The sequence below is a fragment of the Noviherbaspirillum malthae genome (assembly GCF_015352985.1).
GTDB classification, from domain to species: Bacteria; Pseudomonadota; Gammaproteobacteria; order Burkholderiales; family Burkholderiaceae_D; genus Noviherbaspirillum; species Noviherbaspirillum malthae.
Genome location: NZ_JACYXF010000003.1, coordinates 86,359 through 112,494, shown reverse-complemented (window position 1 = coordinate 112,494; position 26,136 = coordinate 86,359). Strand labels below are relative to the sequence as shown.

The following is a 26,136-nucleotide window of genomic DNA, read 5'->3' as shown; positions in this document are numbered from 1 at the left end:
CCGCGTCCCGACCGGTACGCGGGCTTTCTTTTAAGCAGAGGTTCCCAACGCTTTCGCTCGCGCGTTCGATGTCATCAGCATGGATGGCGAGCGTTCTTCATTCCTGTTCGAAATCAAGCCGCGCGGCGACGTCAAGCCGCCCGGTGCGGCACGAGGCCAGGCGGCGCACGGCAGCCTGCTCCTCGTCTCCCAGAACGCAGCGGATGGCAAGCACCGGCGCACGGAGATGCACCACCCAGCCGCAGCAGGGACAGGCCAGCAGGCCATGCCGGTGCCCGTGCTCATGCCTGCCGTCGTCATTGCGGAGAGCGATCTCAAAAACCTCGTACACCTCTCCGCAAGCAGGACGCGGACAGGCGAAGTAATAAGTGTGCCTGCCGAAATCCATGCCGGCCTCCGTATCGCATGCCGGCATGCTGGCCGGCGTCTGCCCACGGTAGACCTGCCGGCAGGCTCGGCCTTGAGCTTGCACAAGAGCGCATGCGCCCGGCAGCCATCATCGGGGGAACGGCGCATTCAATGAAGGAGGGTGGGAATGGTGTCGATGACTTCCGAGTTCTCTTCCAGCCATTCCATCAACGGTTCGCTCGCCTCTTCTATCACCTCGTTGCTCCAGTATCGGGACGCGACCAGTGCTTCGACGTCGATCCCCTCCGGCGTATTCCTGGCAATCATGGCGCCTACCTGCTCCTGCAGTTCTTTCGAAAAGATGCCCCATACCTTGATGGTTCCGGCTGCCGCCTGCAATCCTATCGCATAGGCTTCCTGCAGCGCTCCGTCCTGGGTCTTGTCGTTCAACCAGGGCACGCGTGCGGCAAGCGGTTCGTCCTGAAGCAGAACCTCAAGAAGCCTGCGCGCATCCGACGGAGTCAGGAGAATCACGATAAAGCGGTCGGTTTCGAAACGGGGTCGGTCATTCATCAGCAGATTCATCGGGCGCTCCCTGTCGGCATACGGTTCAGTTCGGTTCGTTGGTGCGTTGCCTGCTGTCGATGCAGCATCTGTTCGCCGTGCGACGGCGCGGACAACGCATTCGGGATATCGGGCCGTGGTGAAGGCGTCATCCTGTTGATGGATGTGTGGCATGCCGCATTGCAAAGTTCCATCGGCAGAAGGGTTATTGCATCCAGTTTGGAAACTGCATGCGGACGCTTGCAATGCTCCGCATATTTCAGGCTGCGGAAGATGAGCAGGACACCGCTTCCCGGGGCACGAGGCGCACGGTGGTCATCCCGAACGCCGGGATGGAACTGGAGAGGTGGTGAAGGGGCTGAATAAGGAAGTACGGCCCGGTGAAGAACCGGGCCGTGCCTGTTGAACCGTTGCGCGATCAGGCGCTGCGTCCGCTGTCTACGCTGCGGGCCAGCGCCTGAGTGCAGGTGACGCGTGTCAGGCGGGCATCAGTCCGCGTAGACGCCTGCCTTCTTGATGATAGGGGTCCACTTGTCGATCTCGGACTTGAGGAAGGTACGCAGCGCTTCCGGGGTGGCGCGGTTTTCCGCGACCGGCTCGGTGCCGAGGTCGGCGAAACGCTGCTTGACGGTCGGATCCTTCAATGCGGTTTGCAGCGCGCCGGCCAGCTTGTCGACCACGGGCTTCGGCGTGCTCTTCGGCGCATACAGGCCGTGCCAGACCGCAACCTGGAAGTTCGGCAGGCCGGCTTCGGTCGTGGTCGGGATATCAGGCAGGGAAGGCACGCGGTTCTTGGTCGTTGCCACGTAGGCCTTGATCTTGCCGCCCTTGATGTGGCTGGTGGTATTGGTGGTCTGGTCGCACATGATGTCGACCTGGCCGCCGAGCAGATCATTCATCGCCGGGCCGGTGCCCTTGTAGGGGACGGTGGTCAGTTCGGTTTCGATGGCGGACATGAACAGCATGCCGCACAGGTGCGACGCGGAGCCGACGCCGGCGTTGGCATAGGTGACCTTGGCCTTGTTGGCCTTCACGTAGGAGATCAGTTCCTTGAAGTCCTTGGCCGGGAAGTCCTTGCGCGCGACGAAGGTCATCGGCACGTCGGTCACCAGGCCGATCGGCTCGAAGCTGTCGATGGCGTTGTAGCTCAGCTTGCGGTACAGCGCGGGCGCGGTGGACTGGCCGATGTGGTGCAGGAAGATGGTGTAGCCGTCCGGATCGGCCTTGGCGACGCGAGCTGCGCCGATGGTGCCTCCGGCGCCGCCGACGTTCTCGACGATGACCGTCTGGTTCAGCGTCTTGCCCATGGACTGGGCGATCAGGCGCGCGACCGTATCGGTGGGACCGCCCGCCGCGAAGGGGACGATCATCGTGATGTTCTTGGAAGGATAGTTGGCCTGGGCGTGGGCTGCGGCACTGGCGACCAGGGCGAGACCGGCTGCGATATAGCGAATCTTCATGTGACTTTCTCCTCGTTAATCATTATTTAGACACATAGACAGGCAGCGGCATCCTTGGCATGCGAACGGGCGGATGTGTTTTAGCTGATTGTCAGCCTACTGCTGTTTAGTGCACGAATACTATCAAGCGCGCCGGGAAGCGCAACTGTGGAAAACCGTAATTGAATGAGGCTCGCTTGCGCGATGTGTTCGCATCACAAGCTTGAGAAGCATCAAGCTTTACTTAGAGTCAGTCAAAACTTATGGCCAAATTATCAACTCCTAATTCGTTGGCGGGGCTCTGCATTTGCCGGATGCGCCGCCACGTCGCCGTGCCGCGTTCTGCGGCAGCCGGCGCATCAACTGAAAAATATAAAACTGGCGCCGGCGCCCGCATGCGCCGGCTATTTGAATGGAGCGAAGCATGGTGATGTTGAAGGAGTTGAGGTCCCTGTCCCTGGCCGGCGTGACGTTGCTGCTTGCAGCCTGCGGCGGCGGCGATGCGGATATCGCAGCAACAAGCAGTACGCAATTGCGTCCCACCCTGTATCTGGAAGATGGCAGGGTGGTCAACAGCTGCAGCGTCGAACCGCGCTGCACCGGGCAGAACCTCGTCGTGCCGGGAAGTTATACCGCCTATACGATCACCCGCACGCCGACCGGCGCAACCATCACCTCCGCCTCGGGCACCACCATCAACGCTCTGGAGCACAATACCCGTCTGGTGTTCGTCGACGGCGTCGTCGCCCTCGACATCGACGGCAATGCCGGTCAGGTTTACCGCCTCTACCAGGCGGCGTTCAACCGCAAGCCCGATCTGGCCGGACTCGGCTTCTGGATCTACATGATGGATACGGGCAGGGTGGCCAACGTCAGCGAGCTCGCCGCCAATTTCTATCAGTCCGCTGAATTCAAGTCCATCTACGGCAGCGCGCCGAACAATACCGAACTGGTGACGCGCTACTACCGCAATGCATTGCAGCGCGAGCCCGATGCCTCCGGCCTGGCCTTCTGGGTGGACCTGCTCGACCGCGGCGTGATGTCGCCGGCGCAGGTGCTGGCAGCCTTCAGCGAAAGTCCGGAAAACCGCGGGCGCGTGCTGCCCGACATCCGCAACGGCATACTCTATACGCCGTACAACGCCGCGCCGCAGCCGCTGCCCAATCCGCCGCAACCCGGTGTGCCCATCATCGCGAACGTGACCATGGCGCCCGAGACCGGCGCGACGGTGAGCGGCACGGTGCGTCTGGAAATCCGCGGCAGCGGCATCGCCAATGCCGAACTCCTGCCGCCCAACGGCTATGCGCCGCGGCTGGGCGTCTTCAGCATCTCGCCGGACCGCACGCTGGCCTGGCTCGACTTCGATACCAGGACGCTGCCCAATGGCGCTGCCGATGTCAGGATCAGTGCCTTCAGCGTTCCTGCCGGGCAGCCTGATGCGGTAGAGGTGGTAGCCATGCCGGCGCGCCGCTGGCAGGTCAGCAATACGAGCGCGCCGCCGCCTGCTCCATTCAACATCACTTATGTCGGCGCTCCCACGGCAAACGCCACCATCGCCGGGGTTACCCGGCTGGAAGTGCGCGGCAGCGGCATCGGCAATGTCGAGTTGCTGCCGGCCTCCGGCTATACCCCGCGCCTGGGCGTGTTCAACGTGACGGCCGACCGCACCTATGCCTGGCTGGACTTCGACACGCGCGCATTGCCCAACGGGCCGCTCGATGCACGCATCAGCGCCTTCAATGTGGCGGCAGGCCAGCCGGGCGCGGTGGAAATCGTGGCGATGGATCCGCGCCGCTGGAACATCGGCAACGGCTCGACCCCACCCGCGCCGGTGCCCTTCACCGCCAACCTGACCGTTGCGCCTGCCGAAGGCTCGGTGCTCACCGGCGTCACCCGGCTGGAAGTGACAGGCAGCGGCATCGCCAATGTCGAACTGCTGCCGGCTTCAGGGTATGCGCCGCGGCTGGGTGTGTTCACTGTTTCCCCGGACGGCACACGTGCGTGGATGGACTTCGATACGCGCGGATTGCCGAACGGGCCGCTGCAGGCGCGCATCAGCGCCTTCAACGTGGGTGCGGGCCAGCCGGGCGCGCAGGAAATCGTTGCCATGCAGGCACGCACCTGGCAACTGCGGCACTGAGGCCAGGCGTCAGCAGCTGAGCTCTGCAGCCCCCGATGCTTCCTGCAGCAACGGGGGCTGCACTTGCCTGCCGCAGCAAGCCATATTCACCTTGCCGGAACCGCCACCTGCCGCGCCAGCGCCAGCAGCGGAAAGCCGGCGCCGACAAGCGCGATCCACATCCATCCGCCATGGCCATACAGGCTGCTGGCGACGCTCGATCCCACCGCACCGCCGATGAAGATGCTGGTCATGTAGAGCGCGTTCAGTCGGCCGCGGCTGGCTGCGTCCAGTCCGTAGATGTCGCGCTGGCCCAGCACCATGTTCATCTGCACGCAGAAGTCCAGCAGGATGCCGGTGAGCGCCAGCCCGAGGAATCCCCACGCATTGCCGAACAGCGCCGGCGCATAGCTGAGCGCCGCGCCCGCCAGCGCCCAGCGGGTCGCCGCGAGGGTATGGCCGGCATCGGCCAGACGTCCGCCGATCGGCGCCGCGATCGCGCCTACCGCTCCGGCGAGGCAGAACAGCGCTATCTGTCCCTGCGAAAAACCGTAGGTGCGGGACAGTTCCAGCGGCGCGGCCGTCCAGAACAGGCTGAACGACGCAAACATGCAAGCCTGGTAGAACGCGCGTTGCCTGAGTACTGGAAAGCGCAGCATGAGCGTGCCCAGCGAGCGCAGCAGCGCGCCGTAGCCGGCCTGGTGCTGAGGCTGGCGCACGGGCATCCTGACCGCGAAGACAGCAAGAATGCCTGCCATCATCACGGCGGCGGTAGCGAACACGGCGCGCCAGCCGAAATGCCCGGCGATGAAGCTCGACATCGGCCGCGCCAGCAGGATGCCGAGCAGCAGTCCGCTCATGATGCCGCCCACCACGCGGCCGCGCGACGCCTCCGGCGCCAGGTGCGCCGCCAGCGGCACGATGATCTGCACCGCCACCGAACTGAAACCGATCAGCAGCGACAGGAGAAGAAAGACATTGGACGATGTCGCCATCGCAGCACCCGCCAGGCTCAAGATGCAAACCGACACGGTCGCCATCATCAGGCGGCGGTTCTCGAGAATGTCGCCCAGGGGTACCAGGAAAAACAGGCCGATGGCATAGCCGATCTGCGTCAGCGACACGATCAGGCTGGACAGGAATGGCGACATGCCGATGTCGGGCGCGATCAGGCTGATGACCGGCTGCGCGTAGTAGAGGTTAGCGACGATTGCGCCGCAGCAAAAGGCAAACAGTGTAATCATGCCCTTGGGCATGGCCGAAACGGGCTTGGATACGGCCGGCGTTTCCGCAACGGCGGCGCGTTGAGGCGAAGGCATGGAGACTCCTTGAAAACGATGATTCCAGGCCAGCATGCATGCCTGGAATCGAGAGGGCACGCATGCTAACACTTTTCCCTTTTTCCGGCCGGAGGCAGAACGCCACCCGGTCCGCGCAGTCACACCGGGATTGTCTTTTCGTACCGGAGACGCATCAATGACGCATACCGCGCTTGTCCTCGGCGCCCAGGGCATCATCGGGCGCAATCTGATCCAGCATCTCGAAACCCGTCCCGACTGGCGCGTCAAGGCAATCGCCCGCCGCGGGCTGCGCTTTTCCACCACCGTCGACTACCAGCCGGCCGACCTGCTCGACCCCGCCGCGCTTGCCGCCAAGGCCGACTGGCTCAAGGATGTCACCCATGTCTTCTTCGCCGCCTACCAGGAGCATGCGGATGCGGTCAGGCAGTCGGAAGTCAATGTCGGCATGCTGCGCAACCTGGTCGAGGCGGTCGAGCGGCATGCGCCGCAATTCCGCCATGTGACCTTCATCCAGGGCGGCAAGGCTTACGGCGCGCATTTCGGCATGTACAAGACGCCGGCGAAGGAAAGCGATCCGCGCCATTTCCCGCCGAACTTCTATTACGACCAGGAAGACTACCTGCGTGACGCGGCACAAGGAAAACCATGGAGCTGGACCGCGCTGCGGCCAGATATCGTGTTCGGCTTTGCGGTCGGCAATCCGATGAATCTCGGCAATGTCATTGCCGCCTACGCCAGCCTGTGCCGGGAAATCGGCGTGCCGCTGCGCTTTCCCGGATCACCCAGGGCGTACGACATTCTCGTCAACGTCACTGACGCCCGCCTGCTGGCCCAAGCCATGGAATGGTCGGCGCTCAACGATGCCTGCTACGGCGAAATTTTCAACATCACTAACGGCGACGTGTTCCGCTGGAACCAGGTCTTTCCGCTGGTCGCCGATCTGTTCGGCATCGATTGCGTGCAGCCCCAGACTTTCCGGCTCACCGAAGCGATGAAGGACAAGGGACCGCTATGGGCGCGCATGGTGGAGAAGTACGGGCTGCATCAGTATCAGCTGGACGAGATTGCCAACTGGGCGTTCGGGGATTTCATCTTCAATGTCGAGAATGATGCCTTCTTCGATGTCAACAAGGCGCGGCGGTTTGGGTTCGACGGGATGTGTCTGGACAGCGGAGACGAAATTCTTCGATTGATGCGCAGCCTGCGGGAGCAGAAGGTAGTGCATTTTTAAGCCATGCCTTTCAAACTCAAGCTCGTGCGGCAATGCCCTGTTCATGAATGGGTGTTTGGCGAAGTTGCTTAAGTCATCCATCTGCATCTGTTGATGCGCGATGGAAAGGCTTGTCGCAAAAGGATGTAACACGCCAAGTGCCATTTGTAAGTGCGCTGAACTTCAACTTGTTTTCTGTAGTCCACAGAGTTTTATTGCCAAATCTTCCAGTTATTGCCCGCACGGCCTATCGGCCTGTGTGGATCGATTTCATTGCTGCTCCAAAACTTTCGCAAGTGGCATGGTGCTGCATGAAGTTGCCTTTCCGCTTTCACAGAAGTGGTGGGAAGCAGGGCACGATGACGGAAGCAGAGAAATGACGCACATGAAGCTTTCCCATTGGCTTTATGACCGGATGCAACGCAGCTTGCCAGGCATATTCGCGCTTGTGGTTCCACTGGTCATTTTGCCGGCGCCGCCGATGGCAGAAGCGGCGGACAGGCTGCAAGGTCCGGTGCTGACTCTTGACCCGGGAACGCATACGGCCGCAATCCGCCAGATTGCGGTTGACCCGGCGGAAAAGATGCTCGTCACCGCGTCCGACGACAAGACGGCCCGCATATGGGACATCGCCAGCGGCCGCCTGCTGCAGACGCTTCATCTTCCCGTCGGTCCGGAAAATATCGGACGGCTCTATGCCGCCGCGGTGTCGCCGCAAGGCAAGCTTGCGCTGGCAGGCACGACCGCCGCGCCTGACGGCCAGCATCGGATCTACCTTTACGACTTGAACAGGATGGCCTTTCTCAAGGCGGTCAATGCGCGCGGCGGCGATATCAAGTCGCTGCAGTGGTCGCCCGACGGTGCGCTGCTTGCCGCAGCTTACGCCGGCGCATCCGCCTTCCGCGTCTTCGACGACGAGGGCGAACTGGTGCATGAGGAACGTCTGCCGGCGGATGCCTGGAGCATCACGCTGTCGCGCAACGGCCTGCTTGCGCTGCCGGTATCGGACGGCACCGTGCGCGTGTACGGAATCGCCGGTGAAGTCCGCCTGCTCGCGACACTGCGCGGCGCACTGCCCGACCCGAGAGGCGTGCAGTTCTCGCCCGACGGCGACCTGATTGCTGTCGGTTATTTATCACGCAAGTCGGCGCGCGAAGTGCAGGTGGACGTCTTCGATGTGGCAAACCAGAAGCTGGCGAAATCCTTCGTCTTTGACGATCTTGCTCACGGCAACCTGCGCAATGTCGCCTGGCAGCGCGACGGCGCGGCGCTTTATGCAGCGGGCTCGGGCTACCGAGGCAAGAACGATTTCATCATCAAGCGCATCAGCTGGCCGCAGGGCGACGTCAGCGAAACGCGTGCGGCCGCCAATTCGATCACCGACATGCTTCCCCTGTCGGATAACCGCGTGCTGTTCTCCACGGTGGAACCGGGATGGGGCGTGCTGCGCGGGCCGGAAGCGAAAATCATGGCGCCGCCGAAGAGCGCGCAATTCTATGAAGCCGATGTGTTGACCATCAGCGACGATGCAAGGACCGTGGCCTGGCGCTTCGCTCCCGGCGAGCAGCCGTATTCCTTCTCCGTGAACAGCCGCAGCATGACGAGCGGTGCACGCAACGCACAGCGGCAAGCGAAGACCAGCAGCAGGCGCATACCCATCGGCATCTGGCAAAACAGTTATGACGTGACGGTGGCCGGGCGCGCGGTACCGATGGCGCCGACGGAAATTTCGCGGGCAGTCGCCTTCCTGCCGGACGAATCCGCGGTGCTGCTGGCCACCAGCCGCAGCCTGCGCAGGATCGAAGCCGACGGCTACGAGCGCTGGCTGATTCCGCTTGCGACCGAAGCGCGCGCGGTGAACGTCAGCGCCGACGGACGCCTGCTGGTCGTGGCCATGGCGGACGGCACCCTGCGCTGGCGGCGTACGGCCGACGGCGCCCTGCTGATGTCGCTGTTTGCCGCGCGGGACGGCCGCTGGGTCCTGTGGAACGAAGACGGCTATTTCGATGCCGCCAAGGGCGCCGACGCATTGATCGGATGGACCATCAATCGTCCCGGCGGAGAGCAGACCGACTACTACCCGATGTCGCGCTACCGGGACAAGTATTACAAGCCAGAGGCGGTGAGCCGCTCGCTTTCGATGGCAAGGGAAACAGCCGCGGGCCGGCAAACTGTCCTGGCGGATCGCACTTTGCAGAACAGGGCTGGGACAGAGACATCCGCCGGAGTGTTTCCCGCAGCGGCAACAACGTCCCGGCAGTAAGGCCGGAGAAGGTCGAATCGCCGCTGCTGACGAAGACGAATGATCCGATACGCCGGACGGCATGGCCGGCGTACGGAACGACGCACAACCCCATGCAATAACGAGGAGCCGCAGACATGAATTCCACACATCACGCAATCCGCCATCCGAAGCCCGCTGCGCTTTCCCTGGCGCTGGCCTTGGCACTGACCGCCTGCGGCGGCGGTGGCGGCGATGGCTCTCCGGCCGCAGGTGCGGGCGCAAATACAAACACCACGCCGACCGGGGCGCAAACCTTGCCTTGCGCCGGCTACATCGCCACCGGATTCAGCGGCGACATCAACGCGCTTTATCCTGACGGCTGGGGCGGCGTCCCGCAAAACGGCGTCGATAACTGCAGCGCGGCCCAGAGCGGCGGCGTCGGCAATGCAGGCGGCGTCGGCAGCGGCGGTTCCGGGGGCAGCGGCGGGTCCGGCAGCGGGGGATCGGGAGGTGGCGGATCAGGCAGCGGAGGCGGTGGCGGCGAAGGCGGCGCGGGCGCGGGCGGCGGCGAGGGCAAGGTCATCAATGCGCTCATGACGGTAACGCGTCTTTCCGACGGCGCCGTCCTCGGTTCCGCCGTCACCGACCCGGCGCGCGGCCTGGTCACCATCCGCCCGCGCGCGTCCGACGGGCCGTTGCTGCTGACTCTGACCGGGCGTGCTGGCGCGCAGTACTACGATGAAGGCGCCGACCGGCTCGTCGACTTCGGTCCGGGCCAGACCCTGCACGCGCTGGTGGACAGGTTCGACGAGAACGTCGGCGTATCGCCCCTGACCGAATCGGCCTACCGGTATGCGCTCAACAATTTCAGGTCGCCGACCGCAGGCGGTGCAGCCGCATCTGCCACCGCCTTGACCGGCCTGACCGCAGAACAGGTACGGGCAGCCAATGAAGCGGTACGCGCTGCCGTCAACGCCACGCTGGAGCCGCAGCTGCGGCTGGAATCGGTGAAGAGCCTTCCCACGCCTGTCGACAGCAGCAGCCCGGAAACCGCGCTGCCCGCCAATCGCTACGGCGTCGCCGCGACGGTGCTCGGCGGCCTAGCGAAGGCTGCGGCCAAACGGCGGCCCGAGGCGTCGGCGCCGCCGGCATTGGGTATTACCGAGCAGCTTGCAAGGGATCTCACCGACGGCAAGGTCGATGGCGCCACGCTCGACAAATCGCCGGCCGCCACTGCGGAAACGGCTTACTACGATGCAGCGACGCTGCCGAAATCGCTGAGCAAGGGGGCGTCGGCCATGTCCGACCGGTTCGGCAAGGGCACTACCAACGCAGTGACTGCTCCCGTTTCCACCGTCGCCGAATCCGACTTTACAGGACAATGGTCTGCGCCGACCGCACCCGTTACCGTTCCTGCAACGCCAAGCACCCCGGCTACCCCGGCTACCCCGGCTACCCCAGCGACGCCGGCTGTCCCCGCAGCGAGCGTCGCCATGACGGTCGATGCGAGAGGCACGGTCAGCGGTACGGTAACCGACCCCGTCCCGGGAGCCGGTGCGGCCCCGGTCAGCGGCACGGTCCGGGACGACGGCACCATCACGCTCACTTCCGCTGCCAGCGGCCGGACGCTGACCGGCGCCGTGCAGCCCAATGGAACCATCGTCGGCACGTGGACCGATCGTTCCGGCAATCGCGGCGCCTGGGCCACCAGCAAGGCCGACCTGCCGGCGCAGGCCGCTCCGTCCACTCCAGGCACGCCATCGGCGGGAACGCCTGCTGCGTCTTCTTCCGGGCCGGGATCGACGCCTGCTGCTACGCCGGCAGCGACAACACCAACGGCGACAACACCAACGGCGACAACGCCGGCAGCAACGACACCCGCAGCAACGCCGGCAGGGAATTCAGGGACGGGCTCAGGGAACGGGGCCGGCGGCGATAACTCTCGCGGAAACTCCGGCCAAGGGTCGGGGAATTCCGGCCGGGGAAATTAAACCGGGAAGGACTGCAGGAACATAAGTGAACCTTTCCAGGCCTTGCCTGCAAGGCCGTTTGGAGCACCCGTACGCAAGGAAGACAGGATCAGGTTTTCCGTGCCGCAATTGAGCCGCGTGCGCTGTTCGCAGCGTACGCGCGCGTCCATGATTCGCGTCGGTTGAAATAAAAATCAAACCGGCTATACTCGGACCTGCCTTTCAACCAACAGCCTTTCATAGCGTTTATGTGCAACCTTCGCCGTCACGACGATAGCCGTTGTCCATCTCTGCAAGAGCGGCGCCTCCCGTGTGCGCATGCATTCGCTGCTGCGTCACGCTCGTGCAGCGCATTGACGCGCACGCGCACATTCACGACATCTCCTTCGCGCAAGCAGGGCCGAGCCTGCCTCACTTGAGCTCGGCCGGCGCCTGAGAAACCATTCTCGAGAGCGCAGCCGAGCTTGCCGCAACCTCACTTCATCAATCCGGTGAAAACATCACCCGGGTGTGCGCGTCCGTCTGCGTGCATCCGGCTTTGATCCGGAATCGGGATGCGCCTGCCCGCCGCTTGCTGATGCGGCAAGTGCAGCGCTGCATCTCGTCGTGTGCATGAAACTCATTGTTGTCAATCAGGAGGAAGTATGGAAAACCTGAAGCGAATACTCGTTGCAACGGACTTCTCCGAATATGCCGCGCGGGCAGAAGCGCGCGCCGCGATGCTGTGCGAAGACATGCGGCTCAGGGTTCTGGAGGTGGTTTCAGTGGAACCGCCCGCCGTGCTCGACGAAATCGCCATGGTGAAGAATCGCAGTATCGCGACGGCCGAAGGCAGGGTGAAGCAATTGCAAAACAAGTTGATGCCCTTGTGTGCCGGACTGGAACGCGACTTCGCGATCCGCTGCGAACCGGCCGTCAGAATCGGGCTTCCTGTCGCCGAGATCATTTCTCAGGCCGAGGAAGTGGCTGCAGACTTGCTGGTCACCGGCTCGCACGGCGGCAGCCGGACCGATGATGCATGCATCGGATACCACGTTCAACGCCTGATGCGCATGGCAACCCGGCCCATGCTCATCGTCTTCGGCCAGCCGGTCACTTCCTACTGTCACGTTCTTGTCGTGGTGAACGGCGCATCAGCGCGTGCGGCCACGATGGCGGTCCAGATCGCCCCGCGGGCCCACTTCACATTCCTCCAGACCTATGATGAACCGGCAGCGCACGATCCGCTGCGCGGCGATGCATTGTCCGGGAACGCAGAGCTGGCCCGCGTGCAGCTTAACCGATTCGTTGCAGGGCTCGGCCATGCTCCCCGGTCGATACTGCGCATGGCCAGTTCGGGACCGCTGAGGGCCGTCGTCACGGAGTACGTCGACAAATACAAGCCGGATCTTGTGGTACTTGCGGACGATGCGCGCGAGTGCATCGAGGAAATCTACAGTGATGTACGCACGACCGCATCGTCAGGCATGCGACATGACACCCGCATGAATATGGATTGTCTGGCGGCGTAGGCGCGGGACATCTGCACAGGCAGAACGGGTGCTGGAACCTGTTTTTTATTGATTCGGCCCGAAAAATGATTCGTTTTTCGGGTCCCTGATCTCACCCTCTACCTTTGGGAGAGGGCCGGGGTGAGGGGATCCGGCTCAACATATTTGCGGGCCGGATCTATAGATAACTGCAAAGGGATGAAAAAATGAATGCGTTCGGAATTCTGGCAAGTTTTTTGGGTGGTTTGCTGCTATGGACCAGCTGGCTTCACTATAGTAATGGAGAGCTTGTCGACAGCCGGTTTTACGGAGGGCTGGGAACGGTCAGTGCTATCGGCGGTCTCGGCGTGCTGGCTGCATCGCTGCCTTGAGCGCAATCGACATACCCGGCGCCCTGTCGTAGTGCCGTAGCAATGTGTCATCATGAGCGGTGCAGTCCGTGGGAGCACAGAAAGGAGCAGCGCTGACTTGGTACGGACACATGGAACAAGAGCGGCACGGCCTGTGCTCATGTTCCAGCTGCACCAATGGCTGGCGCATCACCTCTCCGCGACAAGGCCATACGCGGCAGGCAGGCCGCTCAGCGGCTGCAGGAGCGGCCTGCACGATCATCAAGGCACTGCCTGTCATCCGGCCTCGCATCCCGCAAGCCGGCCAGTTCGGCAAGCATGCTTGTATCCAGCCCTTGCGGCAGCAGGATCATTCTCGTATGCAGCCTGTCTCGCACCTGCTCGTCGATATCGGTCCCGAGATATCGAAGCATCTTGTCGCGCAGATCAACGTAGATCAAACCGTAATGCCGGCCGAGCGAGGTCCACAGCGCGTGCGCACCGGTGGACTGACGCGCGCCGGTGATGAGGCAGCGCCCGCCGTCCAGCCACCACCGGTAGACGGCCCTGGCGATGCCGCGGCGCTGGTAGCCCGGCGCATACTTGGAGTGCGGTGCGCGCAGGTGGCGATCGGCTTGCCGGTCGAGTTCGACCAGACGATTGAATACCGTATAGCCGGCGAGCCTGCGGCGCAGGCTGTCTTCCGCATAAACGTAATGTTCGCCGTCCGCCACCCGATAGCGGAAGACCAGGCCTGGATAATCGATGTCGAGCATCGCAAGGCCGCACAGCGCATCGCCGGGGCGGTTCAGGCGGCCGTAGAGGGTATCGAGCTCGGCAAGCAGATCCTCCGGTTTCTGCTCGACGTCGATGCGCAGCGCCTTGGGGCCAGCCTGCAGCAAGAACAGGGGCAATGACGCTAGCATGAGTCTGCCCGCCATCCGCTCATCAGGCGTTCCGGTTTCGTTCGTGCACGCATCAGCACATCCAGCAAAGGCTGATAGTCGCTTCCATCATGATGATGGCGCAGGAACCAGCGGAAGCCTTCCGCACAGGGACGCTTGGCTTTGACGAAATCTTTTATGGAATCCATGATGCAGTCGAACGTAATAATGATTCAGAGGAGAACGGTGTCTTCATCGGCAGCGACGTCATGTGTGCCGCGTTGCGGCACAACGAGCAGATCGGCACGGCTCATTCGCAGAAGTCGCGAGGCCACGGAACCGGTCAGCCGCTCCTTGAACCATGACTGCTCCCGCTTGCCGACGCAGACAAGATCGGCCCCCGTTCGCCGTGCGCAGGATGAGATCACATGCTCGACGCTGCCGTGTTCGACGACATGCGTGACGGCCTGCGGAGCGACGCCCAGCCTCGCGGCCAGGTATTGCAGCTTCTCGCGGCCTGTCTCGCAGGCTTTCTTGCGGAACAGGCGAATGATTTCCCTGGGCAAGCCGAGCTCAAGCATCACGTCTTCGTCCTGCATGCGCACTGCATGAACGAAGGTGAAGCGGGCCTGCGGTGCAAGGGCAATGGCCAGACGCGCGGCATCGCTCGCTGCGGCAGAGAAGTCGATGGCCACGAGGACGTGGCGATAGGCCGATTGCGGCGTGGTCGCGGCGAACAGCAGCGGACGGCGGCAGTGCCGGAGAATTTCGCTGGCGAGGTCCTGTCTGAAGAACCTTGCGACAAGCTTCCGACGCCCGGCATCGGCAACAACCAGGTCCGCCTTGCTTTCGGATGCCTGTGCGGCAACCCTCTGTGCAATGCTGCCGATGCTGATGCTCGTTCTTTCAGGCGCGCGCTGCAGATCGCTGTCGTCACCCTGCGCCAGACGGGCGATGGCATCACGGCCGAGTGTGCGCGTGCCCGATATGACGGCTGCCGTTCGCAGCCCCAGCCGCGTAACCCGTGAGGCCATCAATTCCAGCTCGGCTTGCAAAAGTTCGGCCAGCATTGCACCTCGTTTCGCCGCCGGTCCGGCATGGCCGTCGATGCTCGCCAGGATGGTCTTCACGCCGGCCGCTGTCGTGCCCATGACGTGGCGCGAAGTCGACTGCAGATCGGCCAGTTCGGGTGCGGCGAGCCTGTTCGACAGGAACTGGGCGCGCCGCAGCTTGCGTGCCTCGTAGGCACGTGTCAGCACCGCACGCACTCCGTGCAGTACGGGAAGTATCGTATTCATCAGGAAGTCTCCACCGGCCGACGTCAACGGCCGCATGCGCGGTACAGGCGCCGCAGCAACCACGGCGCGAACTCGGATACGTGCATGACGCAGCGCGTCATTCAAGAAGCCAGAGGGTTGCAAGTAGCGTAACGTGACAGCCGATCACGATACGGATCCATGTCCTGAGCCGCGCTCCTCGCACGACTACCCGCCGGGCGACCTTGCGTTTTCCTGGTCGTGCGAGCGCCCGCCTGGCCTGGACACCGGCATCATCGTTCAGGTAGTGAATGGTCTTGTTCATCATTGGAGCTCTCCATGCCATGTCGGTATAACGGCGAATGCCATCGTGAGCAGATATGGTCCGCAGCAGTCCGCAGACGGGAGCGGCTTATCTTCGATTGCTGCCGCGGAGCGATAACGCGGTTTCCAGCAATTCATCATCCGTCGTGCCCGAGAGCGTGACATCGGCAAAGCCCGCCTGCAGTGCGGCGGCATGAATCCTGGGATGGCTTGCCACCAGAGTCTGCTTCCTGATTTCCGCGAGTCCCTCCAGGCCGGCTGCTATATCGACCTGTTCCACCAGAACCGACAGGGCTTCCGCGCTGGTCATCAGCCACGTATTGCGGGACCGCACCAGATGCAGCAGTTTCTCCGCACGGAACTGGTCCAGTTTGGGCGCAGTACGTCGGTATGCAGCCAGATGATCGACCACCGTTCCATTGGCCAGCAATGCATTGGTGAGGAAGTTTCTTCCCTTGTCGCTGCGGACAATCAGCACGCGCCTGCCCTTCAGCGATGCAAGATCGAGCTGCCTGAGCAAGGACTCGGAGTCGGCGCTTTCACCGGAAGGCGGAACGATCAATCGTGTGTTGTTCGGCGAGAATCCATAATGTTTCAGGCGGCGGGCACTTCCCCTGCCGACCACGCCGATGGCGACATCCAGCGGCCAGGCTTCAAGAAAGCTGACGAACGCAGAAACCGCCGACGGGCTCACGAAAACGACCAAGGCATACTGCCGCAAGTTGCGTGCGGCTTTGACAACCACCCCGGGGTCGGGCGCCGGTAAAATTTCCAGCAACGGAAACACCGTGCATTTCATATCCATGTCGATGATTCGGCGCGGCAGACTGTCCACATGGAACGCGGGACGCGTGACCACCACGGAGTATTGGCTCAGTTCGGCACTCGGTTCCTGCATCGCTTCATTCGCACGCAGGATGCGTGTGCGGGCACCGGAAACGGGCAGGGCGGTTTCATTATAAAAATACTTCATGATCTCTTCTCCGGACGTCATGGTGAGCATGGCGATCATCGCGGCTGTCGATTTCGGGAACGAAAGGCAACGGTGCGACAAGCAGATCGCAGGCGCTTTCGCTGACCAGGCGTTTCGTTACGCTGCCTGCCGGCATTGGCTGCGGCAGCGATCTTCCCGTCTTGCCCATGGCGATCAGGTCGGCATTCATTCGGCTTGCATGTTCACGCAGTACGGCCGTTATGTGGCCGTATTGAACCGTTCTGGAGATGAGTTGCCGGCGAGGCCCCAGGGCTGCGATGAACCGGTTGAGCTGTACCTGCGACTGCTCGCACAATCGTGTGCGATGCTTGTTGATCGATTCGGCCGACAGTCCCGCTTCACGCATGACTTCCTCATGCTGCAGCCGGCAGGCGTGGACAAAGGTGACATGCGCCGAGGGCGCCATCGCCAGCGCGACGCGTGCCGCCTGTTCCGATTCCTCGGAAAAGTCCACCGCGACCAGAACGCGCTCGTAGGCAGACCGGGGTTCGTGTCTGACAAGGAGAACCGGCCGGCTGCACAGACGGATCACATCATCATGGCCGGAGCCTGCCAGGAGATGCGGAAAAACCCGCTGCTTCCGGATAGCCACTACGGTCAGGTCCGCATGCATTTGTGCCGCATGATCAGTGATCGCAGCTGCCGGGTTTCCCACCTTGAGCGTGCGAACGCAGTGCGGGCCGTCATAGTTCGGCTTCAGGTCCATCGATATCAGTTCGCCTTCGGCCTTGGCGGCATGGCCCATGGAACTGGCGGACACAGGCGATCCTGCCTGCGCCCCTGCGGGCGCCCCCATCCGCTTCGCCTGCACCGCCATGATTTCCAGCCTGTCCACGTTCAGTTCGACGCTGAGCATTGCCGCGCGGGTTTCCGCACGGCGCGCGTTTTCCGAGTAGTCCGTTGCGACCAGTATGTTCTGTATGCGTGTCATCACCGCTTCCTTATTGATTCGGCCCGAAAAATGGTTCATTTTTCGGACTGCTGATCTCACCCTCTCCCTCTGGGAGAGGGCCGGGGTGAGGGGATCCGGCTCAACCTATTTTTGGGTCGGATCTATAAATGGAAACATGCGCAGGGCGCAGCGTGCGGCCGTTCAACAGATAGCCTTTCTCATGTATCGCCGCGATCCTGCAATCGGGTCCGCCCTGTCCTGGAAAGCTGTCCGCTTGATGCAGAAGCGGGTCATACGCATCTCCGACTGACGGCGCGATCTCAAGCAACCCATGTTTCGCAAGCTCTGCCGTCAGTTTGCGCAGCGCCAGCGCCAGTCCCTCCCTGAACGCAGCCGCATCGGAGGTGCGGATCTGGAGCGCTGTTTCCAGAACGTCCTTGATGGGCAGGATCGTCGATGCGAATTCCTCGACAGCAGCCACGCCTGCGAGCGCGGGATCGATTTCCGCACGTCTTCTCGCGTACGCCTGATCGGCGGCGGCATCTGCGAGGGCTTCGGTCAGTCGCTTGCAGTTGGCATCGGCCTGGTGAAGCCGCTCGAGCAGTGCGGATGCCGAGGCCGGTCGCTCGCCGCTTGCTGTCGATGCGTCCCTGCTTCGGTGTTGCGGGTCACCATTGCCTTGATGATCGGAATGGGCATGCATGCCATGCTCCGCGGTCTTCTGCATTGTCATCGGATAGTTCTCCCAATCGATGGGTGATTCCATCGGCGGACACACTCAAGGTGAGAGCGCTTGCTTCTCTCTGCATGTCAGCGTCAAGGTCGTGATGCTGCGCAGCCTGCTGCATGAGCGGCCTTGCCTGTTTCTGTCGCGTTGAATACGGCATGCCGCGAAAGCCGGCGTCCTTTTGTGAAATGAGCGACATGAACCCATCGTCCGGCATCGGCCGCACTAGGCAAAAGGTCCCCGCCGGCTCGATGCGCAAAGCATGATCCGATGAAACAGGCATGGGCCGTCAGGCGCAGTATCTGCGCTGGCGATTCATTTGCATCCAGGGGGTGGCTCGGGAGGTTGGAGAGAGGTGAAGTTCTCTCGGGCGCTCGCCGAGCCTAATAGAGGCAGGCGAGGTTTCGTGTGGACAGCTGCACGCGACGGCTATTCAATGGCAGATAGTCGTAGGTGCAAGTGATCGGAGGGAAAGCGAGGACGGACGCATCCATAGCCGGAGCTCCCTGGCGGGAGCCGGAACAATTGCGCTTCGCGGATGTGCAAAGTTTGTTCACGACGGTATATGAATGAAGGTTGAGTAATCAATGCCGAGTATAGCCGCAATATTTTTTTCGTCAACCGATCGGATCAAGGCCGAAATAGGCTGGGCATGAAATACCGAATAAGAGCTGTCTTGCCCCAGTATCTCGGGATTGAGCTGCCACACCGAGTAATTGAGCACGGCAGCGAAGCTCACCCACAGCAGATAGGGAAGGAGCAGCACGCCTGCCAATGGCCTGATGCGCCAGAATGCAACCAGGGTGGCAAGGATCAATGCCCACAGCAGCAGGATGTCGGCAAAGGCCTGCGCGCCGCGGTGCCAGCCGAAGAACAGCCAGCTCCATAGCGCATTGAGCGCCAGCTGGACCAGAAACAAAACGAGGGCGGATCCGGCTGCGCGAAATCCGCCCTCGCGCCATACCAGCCAGGCGGCGATTCCCATCAGGGCATAAAGAGTTGTCCAGACCGGGCCGAAGACCGAGGCCGGAGGCGCCCAGTCGGGGCGAACGAGCTGGGCATAGAAAGACCCGGCCTGAATGGATGCGGCGGCTCCGAGGGCCGCAGCAATAAAGCTGACGATGACCCAGCCTGCCAGGCCGACAAGCTGGTTTTTCCTTTCGAGCGTGGCCATGCAAAGCTCCGGTTGTCATTCAACACTTGAGCTTAGCGGCTTGACGCTTTGCTGCCTTCGTTTGGATCAAGCGCGATGGCAGCAGCATCATGTTTCGTTCATCCGCTGCCGGTATTCTCCCGGCCCGGTACCGGTCCATTTCTTGAATGCACGATGAAAGGCGCTCGGTTCGGCAAAGCCGAGTTCCAGCGCGATATCCATCACGCTCTTCCTGGTGTGGCACAGGTAGTCGATGGCCATGTCGCGCCGCAGCTGGTCCTTGATGGCCTGGAAGGACTGGCCTTCGTCTTCCAGCCTGCGCCGCAGCGTGGAGGGCGTCATGTGCAGAGTCTGCGCAAAGCTGTCGAAATCCGGCCATTCGGTGCGTGAGGCGGCGCGCAGGCGGCGCCGGATCTGGGCGGCGAGGCCCGTGGTGTTCTTGTACTTGAGCACGATGTTGGCCGGCGCCACGCGCAGGAAGTCCTTCACCGTCTGCTCGTTCTGGATGACCGGCAGCTTGAGATAGCTGCGGTCGAAGCAGAGCGCGGTGGCTTCCTGATTGAAGCGCAGCTGCTGCGAATACATGAACGGGTATTCGGCGCTGCGCGACGGTTCGGGATAGGCGAAGGCGGCCGAGAGAACGGGAATGCGCCGGCCCACCAGCCAGCAGGCCACGCCATGCTGCATCATCAGCAGCGTCTCGTGGCCGAACACGCGCGGCGAGCTCGGGCTCGGCCGTTCGCGGATGCTCAGGTAGCCGTGCCGGGCGTCGCTCTCCAGGCTGCAATGGAAATCGTCGAGGATGATGTTGAAGAAGCGGGCCATACGCTCCAGCGCATGTTCGAGCGTCGGGCTGTGAATCAGCGTCTGGCACATCATCGCAAAGCTGCCCACCTTCATGCGGCGCGAATCCTGGGCGAACAGTTCGTCGTCGAGCGCGCGCGCCACGCCGAGCCAGAGCGCGCTGAAATTCTGCGCGGTGACCCGGCCCTGCGGCGTGTGCAGCAGCGCAGGGGAAATGCCGGCGGCCCGCAGCAGTTCCTCGGCATCGAGGCCGCGTTCCAGGACCGGTTCGAGGGCCGACTGGACGAAATAGATGGAGATGCTGCCCTTTTCCATGCGCTTGTAATGAACGGTCCTGTTGATTCGGCCCGAAGTTTGGTTCATTCTTCGGGTCGTTGGTCTCACCCTCTACCTCTGGAGAGGGCCGGGGTGAGGGAATCCGGCCCGACATATTTCCGGGCCGTATCCATAACGGCGGAACAATGCCGGACGGACAGATTTTATCCCGGATGCAAGGCGCCGCCGGACGCTCGGATCAAAAAGTGGCAAATACTTTCAAAAGCTTTGATGTTTTTTGACATGGTCCGCCGCTTCCTGCTTTTTTATACTGCAGAACAAACCGGCTGCGAAGACGATAACCAAGCCAATGACGATTCGCATCCCGCCGCCGCATTTTTCATCTCCGAGACAAGGTGAACGCCATGACCGCCAACCAGGCTACCCAGGCTTTTTTCGAAGCGCGCGACTTCCTGCAGCAGCACCGCGAAGACTACGACACCGCTTACCGCGACTACCGCGCACCGCAGCTTAAGGAATTCAACTGGGCGCTCGACGTCTTCGACGTGCAGGCGAAGGACAATCATGCCCCGGCGCTCTGGGTGGTGGACGAAAACGGAAGCGAGCAGAAAATTTCCTTCGCGGAAATGGCGGAGCGCTCCAACCGCGTTGCCAACTATCTGCGCGGCCTAGGCGTGAAGCGCGGCGAACGCCTGCTGCTGATGCTGCCCAACCGCGTCGAGCTGTGGGAAATCATGCTGGCCGGCATCAAGCTCGGCGCGGTCATGGTGCCGACCACCATGCTGGTCTCCACTGAAGACTTGGCCGACCGGCTGCAGCGCGGCCAGGTGAAACATGTGATTGCGCAAGCTTCGGAAACGGCCAAGTTCGGGCCGCTGCCCGGCGATTACACCCGCATCAGCGTCGGCGGCGGTAATGCAGATGGCTGGCATGCCTTCGAAGACAGCGCGACCGCGAGCACCGACTTCACGCCGGACGGCCCCACCATGGCGAGCGATCCGCTGCTGCTGTACTTCACCTCCGGAACCACCTCCAAGCCCAAGCTGGTGCTGCACAGCCACCAGAGCTATCCGGTCGGCCATCTGTCGACCATGTACTGGATCGGCCTGAAAAAGAACGACGTGCACTGGAACATCAGCTCGCCCGGCTGGGCCAAGCATGCCTGGAGCTGCTTCTTCGCGCCCTGGAATGCCGGCGCCACGGTGTTCGTCTACAACTATGCGCGCTTCAATGCGAAGAACTGCCTCGACGTGATCGCCCGCTGCGGCGTGACGTCGCTGTGCGCGCCGCCGACCGTCTGGCGCATGATGATCCAGGAAGACCTGAGCAAGTTCAAGGTGCCGCTGCGCGAGTTGGTCGGCGCCGGCGAGCCGCTCAACCCGGAAGTGATCGAACAGGTCGAGCGTGCCTGGGGCATCCGCATCCGCGACGGTTTCGGCCAGTCGGAGACCACCGCGCAAATCGGCAATACGCCCGGCCAGCTGCTCAAGCCGGGCTCGATGGGCAGGCCGCTGCCGGGTTACAAGATCACGCTGCTCGACCATAACGATGCACCGGCCGACGAAGGCGAGATTTCCATCTTGCTGGAACAGCGTCCGCTGGGCCTGATGCTGGCCTACGAAGGCGACGAGAAAAAGACCGCCGAGGTCATGCGCGACGGCCATTACCATACCGGCGATACCGCCGTGCGCGATGCCGACGGCTATTACTTCTATGTCGGCCGCAATGACGACGTGTTCAAGTCGTCGGATTACCGCATCAGCCCCTTCGAGCTGGAAAGCGTGCTGATCGAGCATGAGGCGGTACTGGAAGCGGCCATCGTGCCCAGCCCCGATGCCTTGCGGCTGTCGGTGCCGAAAGCCTTCATCACGCTGCGCGAAGGACATGTGCCGAGCCGGGAGCTGGCCTTGTCCATCTTTCAATTTGCGAAGGAGAAACTCGCGCCGTACAAGCGTATTCGCCGCCTGGAGTTTTCGGAGCTGCCGAAGACCATTTCCGGGAAGATCCGCAGGGTGGAGCTGCGCAAGCAGGAGCAGGCGACGCCGGGTGCGGAGCGGCGGCCGAATGAGTATTGGGAGGACGACTTGTCGACTTGATCATGTCTTGCATGCCGGAATGCGCGCCATGGCAAATCCTTGCAGTGAATTTGGTGTTTTCCGGCATGGAAAGCGGGGTGGCGGCTTCCTATACTCAAAAGTATTTATAGTCAAAGTTACCAGCGGTTCTGTCCCCTCCCCTTGAAGGGGAGGGTTAGGGTGGGGATGGGGTGCAGCGCTACTGCTTGCGTCGGCTGAACCCATCCCCACCCCCGCCCTCCCCTTGAAGGGGAGGGAGTAAAACTCATACAGCCGAATCATTGAAGGATCCACAATGACCGACCTCTCCATCGCCCAGAAACTGACCGAATACAAGCCGGCCAACAAGGTGCGCTTCGTCACCGCCGCCTCGCTGTTCGACGGCCATGACGCCTCGATCAACATCATGCGCCGCATCCTCATGGCCAATGGCGCGGAAGTGATCCATCTCGGCCACAACCGCTCGGTCGACGAAATCGTCACCGCGGCGCTGCAGGAAGACGCGCAGGGCATCGCCATCTCCAGCTACCAGGGCGGCCATGTCGAATACTTCAAGTACATGATCGACCTGCTCAAGGAGCGCGGCGGCGCGCACATCAAGGTGTTCGGCGGCGGCGGCGGCGTGATCGTGCCGTCCGAGATCGCCGACTTGCATGCCTATGGCGTGGCGCGCATCTTCTCGCCGGAAGACGGCCAGCGGCTCGGCCTGGTCGGCATGATCCTGTCCATGATCCAGGCCTGCGACGTCGACCTGTCCACTTATGCCCCGGCTTCGCTGGAGGCGCTGACACAGGGCAGCATCGCCGAACGCCAGCGTCCGCTGGCACAGCTGATCACCGCGCTGGAGAACGACAAGGCTGCGCCGGGCCTGAAGACCGAACTGCACAAGGCCGCCGACGTGATCAGGACGCCGGTCTTCGGCATCACCGGCACCGGCGGCGCCGGCAAGTCCTCGCTGACTGATGAACTGATCCGCCGCATCCGCCTCGACCAGGACGACGCGCTGAACACCGCCGTCATCTCCATCGACCCGTCGCGCCGCAAGTCCGGCGGCGCCCTGCTCGGCGACCGCATCCGCATGAATGCGATCAATCCCTGGAACGGCCAGTCGCGCGTGTTCATGCGCTCGCTCGCCACGCGCGAGGCCGGTTCCGAGATCTCGCAGGCGCTGCCCGACGTCATCGCCGCCTGCAAGGTGGCCGGCTTCGACCTGGTGATCGTCGAGACCTCCGGCATCGGCCAGGGCGACGCCGCCATCGTGCCGCATGTGGATTTGTCGATGTATGTAATGACGCCCGAATTCGGCGCGGCGTCGCAGCTGGAAAAGATCGACATGCTCGACTTCGCCGATTTCGTTGCGATCAACAAGTTCGACCGCAAGGGCGCGCAGGATGCGCTGCGCGACGTGGCCAAGCAGTACCAGCGCAACCGCGAGCTGTGGAGCAGGAAGCCGGACGAGATGCCGGTGTACGGCACGCAGGCATCGCGCTTCAATGACGACGGCGTGACGGCGCTGTACCAGGGTCTGCTGCCGGCGCTGGCCGAACTCGGCTTGAAGACCCAGCCCGGCAAGCTGGCGCCGGTATCGGTGCGCTTCTCGTCGGGCAAGAATGCGATCGTGCCGCCGGCGCGTACGCGTTATCTGGCGGAGATTGCCGATACGGTGCGCGGCTATCACAGGCATGTGGGAGCGCAGGTGGAAATGATGCGCGAGCGCCAGCATCTGCAGGAAGCGCAACGCATGCTGTTAGGCTCCTTCCCCTTCAAGGGGGAGGCGGGGAGGGGGATGGGTTTAGAGGGCGCAGCTGCAACCCATCCCCACCCCCGCCCGTCCACCTCGCCGCTTGCAAGCGGCTCCGACTCCGCAGGCGCAACGCAAGGCGTTGCGAAACCCCTGCTACGTCCCCATGAAGGGGAGGGAGTAGACGGAGCCTTGCAGGAACTTATCCAAGACCGCGAATCCCGCCTCTCCGCCGAAGCAAAGAAACTCATCGCCATGTGGCCCGACATGCAGGCCGCCTATGCCGGCGATGACTACGTCGTGAAAATCCGCGACAAGGAAATCCGCACCCGCCTCGTGCAGACGACATTGTCCGGCACCAAGATCCGCAAGGTATCGCTGCCGAAGTTCAAGGACCACGGCGAGATCCTGCGCTGGCTGATGCTGGAAAACGTGCCCGGCTCCTTCCCGTACACCGCCGGCGTGTTCGCCTTCAAGCGCGAGGGCGAAGATCCGACCCGCATGTTCGCCGGCGAGGGCGACGCCTTCCGCACCAACCGCCGCTTCAAGCTGGTGTCCGAAGGCATGGACGCCAAGCGCCTGTCCACCGCCTTCGATTCGGTCACGCTCTACGGCGCCGACCCGGCGCCGCGTCCCGACATCTACGGCAAGATCGGCAACTCCGGCGTGTCGATCGCGACGCTTGACGACATGAAGGTGCTGTACGACGGATTCGACCTGTGCAATCCGTCGACTTCGGTATCGATGACCATCAACGGTCCGGCGCCGAGCATCCTCGCGATGTTCATGAACACCGCGATCGACCAGCAGCTCGACAAGTTCCGCGCCGACAACAAGCGCGAGCCGACCGACGACGAAGCCGCCAAGATCCGTGCATGGGTGCTGCAGAACGTGCGCGGCACGGTGCAGGCCGACATCCTGAAGGAAGACCAGGGCCAGAACACCTGCATCTTCTCGACCGAGTTTTCGCTGAAGGTGATGGGCGACATCCAGGAATACTTCGTGCACCACCAGGTGCGCAATTTCTACTCGGTGTCGATCTCCGGCTACCACATCGCAGAAGCCGGCGCCAACCCGATCTCGCAGCTGGCCTTCACGCTGTCGAACGGCTTCACCTTCGTCGAAGCCTATCTCGCGCGCGGCATGCACATCGATGACTTCGCGCCCAACCTGTCGTTTTTCTTCAGCAACGGCATGGACCCGGAATACACGGTGCTCGGCCGCGTCGCGCGCCGCATCTGGGCGGTGGCCATGCGCGAGAAGTACGGCGCCAACGAGCGCTCGCAAAAGCTCAAGTACCACATCCAGACCTCGGGCCGCTCGCTGCATGCGCAGGAGATTGACTTCAACGACATCCGCACCACGCTGCAGGCATTGATCGCCATCTACGACAACTGCAACTCGCTGCATACCAATGCCTACGACGAGGCGATCACCACGCCGACCGACGAGTCGGTGCGCCGCGCACTGGCGATCCAGCTGATCATCAACCGCGAATGGGGCCTCGCCAAGAACGAGAACCCGAACCAGGGTTCCTTCATCATCGAGGAACTGACCGACCTGGTGGAGGAAGCGGTGCTGCAGGAGTTCGAGCGCATCGCCGAACGCGGCGGCGTGCTCGGCGCGATGGAGACCGGCTACCAGCGCGGCAAGATCCAGGAAGAGTCGATGTACTACGAGCAGTTGAAGCATGACGGCACGCTGCCCATCATCGGCGTCAACACCTTCCGCAATCCGAAGGGCGACACCATTCCGCAGCAGCTCGAACTGGCGCGCTCCACCGAGGAGGAAAAGCAGTCGCAGCTCAAGCGCCTGGCCGACTTCCACGAGCGCAATGCGGCGCAGGCGCCGGCCATGCTGCAGAAGCTGCAGCAGGCGGTGATCGAGGACCGCAACGTCTTCGAGACGCTGATGGAAGCGGTGCGCGTCTGCTCGCTGGGCCAGATCAGCAGCGCGCTGTTCGAAGTCGGCGGGCAATACCGCCGCAGCATGTAAGCCATCCGCAATACCGCCGCT

The 26,136-nt window shown here is 62.6% G+C and carries 22 protein-coding genes; 9 read left to right on the top strand and 13 right to left on the bottom strand.

Features of this window, described 5'->3' with window-relative positions:
• Window positions 1-97 precede the first annotated feature (97 nt).
• The 3 genes from IGW03_RS06930 to IGW03_RS06920 all read right to left on the bottom strand — a co-directional run bounded on the left by IGW03_RS06930 (window position 98) and on the right by IGW03_RS06920 (window position 2,372).
• Window positions 98-388 carry a hypothetical protein gene (locus tag IGW03_RS06930; protein WP_194721802.1) on the bottom strand — a complete coding sequence of 97 codons (291 nt, stop codon included), beginning with the start codon at window positions 386-388 and terminating at the stop codon, window positions 98-100.
• A 128-nt stretch (window positions 389-516) separates the two neighbouring features.
• On the bottom strand, window positions 517-921 hold the full coding sequence (locus IGW03_RS06925) for a hypothetical protein (protein WP_228535161.1): 405 nt from the start codon (window positions 919-921) through the stop codon (window positions 517-519).
• 479 nt (window positions 922-1,400) lie between these two features.
• A complete protein-coding gene (locus IGW03_RS06920; protein ID WP_194721800.1) occupies window positions 1,401-2,372 on the bottom strand; it encodes a tripartite tricarboxylate transporter substrate binding protein BugD in 972 nt (323 codons plus the stop codon).
• Between the two features lie 403 nt (window positions 2,373-2,775).
• Here IGW03_RS06920 and IGW03_RS06915 point away from each other — a divergent pair, with 403 nt between their 5' ends.
• On the top strand, window positions 2,776-4,491 hold the full coding sequence (locus IGW03_RS06915) for a DUF4214 domain-containing protein (protein ID WP_194721799.1): 1,716 nt from the start codon (window positions 2,776-2,778) through the stop codon (window positions 4,489-4,491).
• Window positions 4,492-4,577: 86 nt separating this feature from the next.
• Here the strand turns inward: IGW03_RS06915 and IGW03_RS06910 are convergent, their stop codons facing one another.
• A complete protein-coding gene (locus IGW03_RS06910; RefSeq protein ID WP_438943622.1) occupies window positions 4,578-5,789 on the bottom strand; it encodes an MFS transporter in 1,212 nt (403 codons plus the stop codon).
• Window positions 5,790-5,946: 157 nt separating this feature from the next.
• Here IGW03_RS06910 and IGW03_RS06905 point away from each other — a divergent pair, with 157 nt between their 5' ends.
• The 5 genes from IGW03_RS06905 to IGW03_RS06885 all read left to right on the top strand — a co-directional run bounded on the left by IGW03_RS06905 (window position 5,947) and on the right by IGW03_RS06885 (window position 13,036).
• Window positions 5,947-7,002 carry an SDR family oxidoreductase gene (locus IGW03_RS06905; RefSeq protein ID WP_194721798.1) on the top strand — a complete coding sequence of 352 codons (1,056 nt, stop codon included), beginning with the start codon at window positions 5,947-5,949 and terminating at the stop codon, window positions 7,000-7,002.
• Between the two features lie 364 nt (window positions 7,003-7,366).
• Complete coding sequence (locus IGW03_RS06900) at window positions 7,367-9,244, top strand: WD40 repeat domain-containing protein (RefSeq protein ID WP_194721797.1); 1,878 nt, start codon at window positions 7,367-7,369, stop codon at window positions 9,242-9,244.
• 116 nt (window positions 9,245-9,360) lie between these two features.
• Window positions 9,361-11,196: a hypothetical protein gene (locus IGW03_RS06895; RefSeq protein ID WP_194721796.1), complete on the top strand. Its 1,836-nt coding sequence runs from the start codon at window positions 9,361-9,363 to the stop codon at window positions 11,194-11,196.
• A gap of 623 nt (window positions 11,197-11,819) precedes the next feature.
• On the top strand, window positions 11,820-12,686 hold the full coding sequence (locus IGW03_RS06890) for a universal stress protein (RefSeq protein ID WP_194721795.1): 867 nt from the start codon (window positions 11,820-11,822) through the stop codon (window positions 12,684-12,686).
• Between the two features lie 185 nt (window positions 12,687-12,871).
• On the top strand, window positions 12,872-13,036 hold the full coding sequence (locus tag IGW03_RS06885) for a hypothetical protein (RefSeq protein ID WP_194721794.1): 165 nt from the start codon (window positions 12,872-12,874) through the stop codon (window positions 13,034-13,036).
• A 209-nt stretch (window positions 13,037-13,245) separates the two neighbouring features.
• Here the strand turns inward: IGW03_RS06885 and IGW03_RS06880 are convergent, their stop codons facing one another.
• The 9 genes from IGW03_RS06880 to IGW03_RS06840 all read right to left on the bottom strand — a co-directional run bounded on the left by IGW03_RS06880 (window position 13,246) and on the right by IGW03_RS06840 (window position 20,343).
• Window positions 13,246-13,920, bottom strand: coding sequence for an N-acetyltransferase (locus IGW03_RS06880; protein ID WP_194721793.1), 675 nt, complete (start codon window positions 13,918-13,920; stop codon window positions 13,246-13,248).
• On the bottom strand, window positions 13,914-14,087 hold the full coding sequence (locus IGW03_RS06875) for a hypothetical protein (protein WP_194722040.1): 174 nt from the start codon (window positions 14,085-14,087) through the stop codon (window positions 13,914-13,916). The genes IGW03_RS06880 and IGW03_RS06875 overlap by 7 nt, the downstream gene beginning before the upstream one ends.
• Before the next feature lie 24 nt (window positions 14,088-14,111).
• Window positions 14,112-15,176 (bottom strand): universal stress protein, encoded by a 1,065-nt coding sequence (locus tag IGW03_RS06870; protein WP_194721792.1) that lies wholly within the window; start codon window positions 15,174-15,176, stop codon window positions 14,112-14,114.
• 97 nt (window positions 15,177-15,273) lie between these two features.
• The gene (locus IGW03_RS06865; RefSeq protein WP_194721791.1) at window positions 15,274-15,462 is read right to left on the bottom strand and encodes a hypothetical protein; all 189 of its coding nucleotides are present in this window, start codon (window positions 15,460-15,462) and stop codon (window positions 15,274-15,276) included.
• Window positions 15,463-15,546: 84 nt separating this feature from the next.
• Entirely contained in the window at window positions 15,547-16,431 is an 885-nt protein-coding gene (locus tag IGW03_RS06860) for a uroporphyrinogen-III synthase (RefSeq protein ID WP_194721790.1), read from the bottom strand.
• Window positions 16,415-17,383: a universal stress protein gene (locus IGW03_RS06855; protein ID WP_194721789.1), complete on the bottom strand. Its 969-nt coding sequence runs from the start codon at window positions 17,381-17,383 to the stop codon at window positions 16,415-16,417. The genes IGW03_RS06860 and IGW03_RS06855 overlap by 17 nt, the downstream gene beginning before the upstream one ends.
• A gap of 100 nt (window positions 17,384-17,483) precedes the next feature.
• Complete coding sequence (locus tag IGW03_RS06850) at window positions 17,484-18,047, bottom strand: nucleotide exchange factor GrpE (protein ID WP_194721788.1); 564 nt, start codon at window positions 18,045-18,047, stop codon at window positions 17,484-17,486.
• Window positions 18,048-18,624: 577 nt separating this feature from the next.
• Window positions 18,625-19,245 carry a TspO/MBR family protein gene (locus tag IGW03_RS06845; protein ID WP_194721787.1) on the bottom strand — a complete coding sequence of 207 codons (621 nt, stop codon included), beginning with the start codon at window positions 19,243-19,245 and terminating at the stop codon, window positions 18,625-18,627.
• 87 nt (window positions 19,246-19,332) lie between these two features.
• On the bottom strand, window positions 19,333-20,343 hold the full coding sequence (locus IGW03_RS06840) for an AraC family transcriptional regulator (RefSeq protein WP_194722019.1): 1,011 nt from the start codon (window positions 20,341-20,343) through the stop codon (window positions 19,333-19,335).
• 93 nt (window positions 20,344-20,436) lie between these two features.
• Here IGW03_RS06840 and IGW03_RS06835 point away from each other — a divergent pair, with 93 nt between their 5' ends.
• The 3 genes from IGW03_RS06835 to IGW03_RS37935 all read left to right on the top strand — a co-directional run bounded on the left by IGW03_RS06835 (window position 20,437) and on the right by IGW03_RS37935 (window position 26,115).
• Complete coding sequence (locus tag IGW03_RS06835; protein WP_194721786.1) at window positions 20,437-20,703, top strand: hypothetical protein; 267 nt, start codon at window positions 20,437-20,439, stop codon at window positions 20,701-20,703.
• Window positions 20,704-20,708: 5 nt separating this feature from the next.
• The gene (locus IGW03_RS06830; protein WP_194721785.1) at window positions 20,709-22,400 is read left to right on the top strand and encodes an AMP-binding protein; all 1,692 of its coding nucleotides are present in this window, start codon (window positions 20,709-20,711) and stop codon (window positions 22,398-22,400) included.
• Between the two features lie 274 nt (window positions 22,401-22,674).
• Window positions 22,675-26,115 carry a methylmalonyl-CoA mutase family protein gene (locus IGW03_RS37935; protein ID WP_228535159.1) on the top strand — a complete coding sequence of 1,147 codons (3,441 nt, stop codon included), beginning with the start codon at window positions 22,675-22,677 and terminating at the stop codon, window positions 26,113-26,115.
• Window positions 26,116-26,136 lie beyond the last annotated feature (21 nt).

Bases quoted from the DNA above. Each gene is read 5' to 3' on its own strand.
- IGW03_RS06930 (WP_194721802.1), bottom strand. From the start codon at position 388: ATGGATTTCGGCAGGCACACTTATTACTTCGCCTGTCCGCGTCCTGCT.
- IGW03_RS37935 (WP_228535159.1), top strand. From the start codon at position 22,675: ATGACCGACCTCTCCATCGCCCAGAAACTGACCGAATACAAGCCGGCC.
- IGW03_RS06845 (WP_194721787.1), bottom strand. From the start codon at position 19,245: ATGGCCACGCTCGAAAGGAAAAACCAGCTTGTCGGCCTGGCAGGCTGG.
- IGW03_RS06920 (WP_194721800.1), bottom strand. From the start codon at position 2,372: ATGAAGATTCGCTATATCGCAGCCGGTCTCGCCCTGGTCGCCAGTGCC.
- IGW03_RS06850 (WP_194721788.1), bottom strand. From the start codon at position 18,047: ATGCATGCCCATTCCGATCATCAAGGCAATGGTGACCCGCAACACCGA.
- IGW03_RS06905 (WP_194721798.1), top strand. From the start codon at position 5,947: ATGACGCATACCGCGCTTGTCCTCGGCGCCCAGGGCATCATCGGGCGC.
- IGW03_RS06840 (WP_194722019.1), bottom strand. From the start codon at position 20,343: ATGGAAAAGGGCAGCATCTCCATCTATTTCGTCCAGTCGGCCCTCGAA.
- IGW03_RS06915 (WP_194721799.1), top strand. From the start codon at position 2,776: ATGGTGATGTTGAAGGAGTTGAGGTCCCTGTCCCTGGCCGGCGTGACG.
- IGW03_RS06860 (WP_194721790.1), bottom strand. From the start codon at position 16,431: ATGAAGTATTTTTATAATGAAACCGCCCTGCCCGTTTCCGGTGCCCGC.
- IGW03_RS06865 (WP_194721791.1), bottom strand. From the start codon at position 15,462: ATGATGAACAAGACCATTCACTACCTGAACGATGATGCCGGTGTCCAG.
- IGW03_RS06830 (WP_194721785.1), top strand. From the start codon at position 20,709: ATGACCGCCAACCAGGCTACCCAGGCTTTTTTCGAAGCGCGCGACTTC.
- IGW03_RS06870 (WP_194721792.1), bottom strand. From the start codon at position 15,176: ATGAATACGATACTTCCCGTACTGCACGGAGTGCGTGCGGTGCTGACA.
- IGW03_RS06910 (WP_438943622.1), bottom strand. From the start codon at position 5,789: ATGCCTTCGCCTCAACGCGCCGCCGTTGCGGAAACGCCGGCCGTATCC.
- IGW03_RS06855 (WP_194721789.1), bottom strand. From the start codon at position 17,383: ATGACACGCATACAGAACATACTGGTCGCAACGGACTACTCGGAAAAC.
- IGW03_RS06875 (WP_194722040.1), bottom strand. From the start codon at position 14,087: ATGGATTCCATAAAAGATTTCGTCAAAGCCAAGCGTCCCTGTGCGGAA.
- IGW03_RS06885 (WP_194721794.1), top strand. From the start codon at position 12,872: ATGAATGCGTTCGGAATTCTGGCAAGTTTTTTGGGTGGTTTGCTGCTA.
- IGW03_RS06890 (WP_194721795.1), top strand. From the start codon at position 11,820: ATGGAAAACCTGAAGCGAATACTCGTTGCAACGGACTTCTCCGAATAT.
- IGW03_RS06895 (WP_194721796.1), top strand. From the start codon at position 9,361: ATGAATTCCACACATCACGCAATCCGCCATCCGAAGCCCGCTGCGCTT.
- IGW03_RS06925 (WP_228535161.1), bottom strand. From the start codon at position 921: ATGAATGACCGACCCCGTTTCGAAACCGACCGCTTTATCGTGATTCTC.
- IGW03_RS06880 (WP_194721793.1), bottom strand. From the start codon at position 13,920: ATGCTAGCGTCATTGCCCCTGTTCTTGCTGCAGGCTGGCCCCAAGGCG.
- IGW03_RS06900 (WP_194721797.1), top strand. From the start codon at position 7,367: ATGAAGCTTTCCCATTGGCTTTATGACCGGATGCAACGCAGCTTGCCA.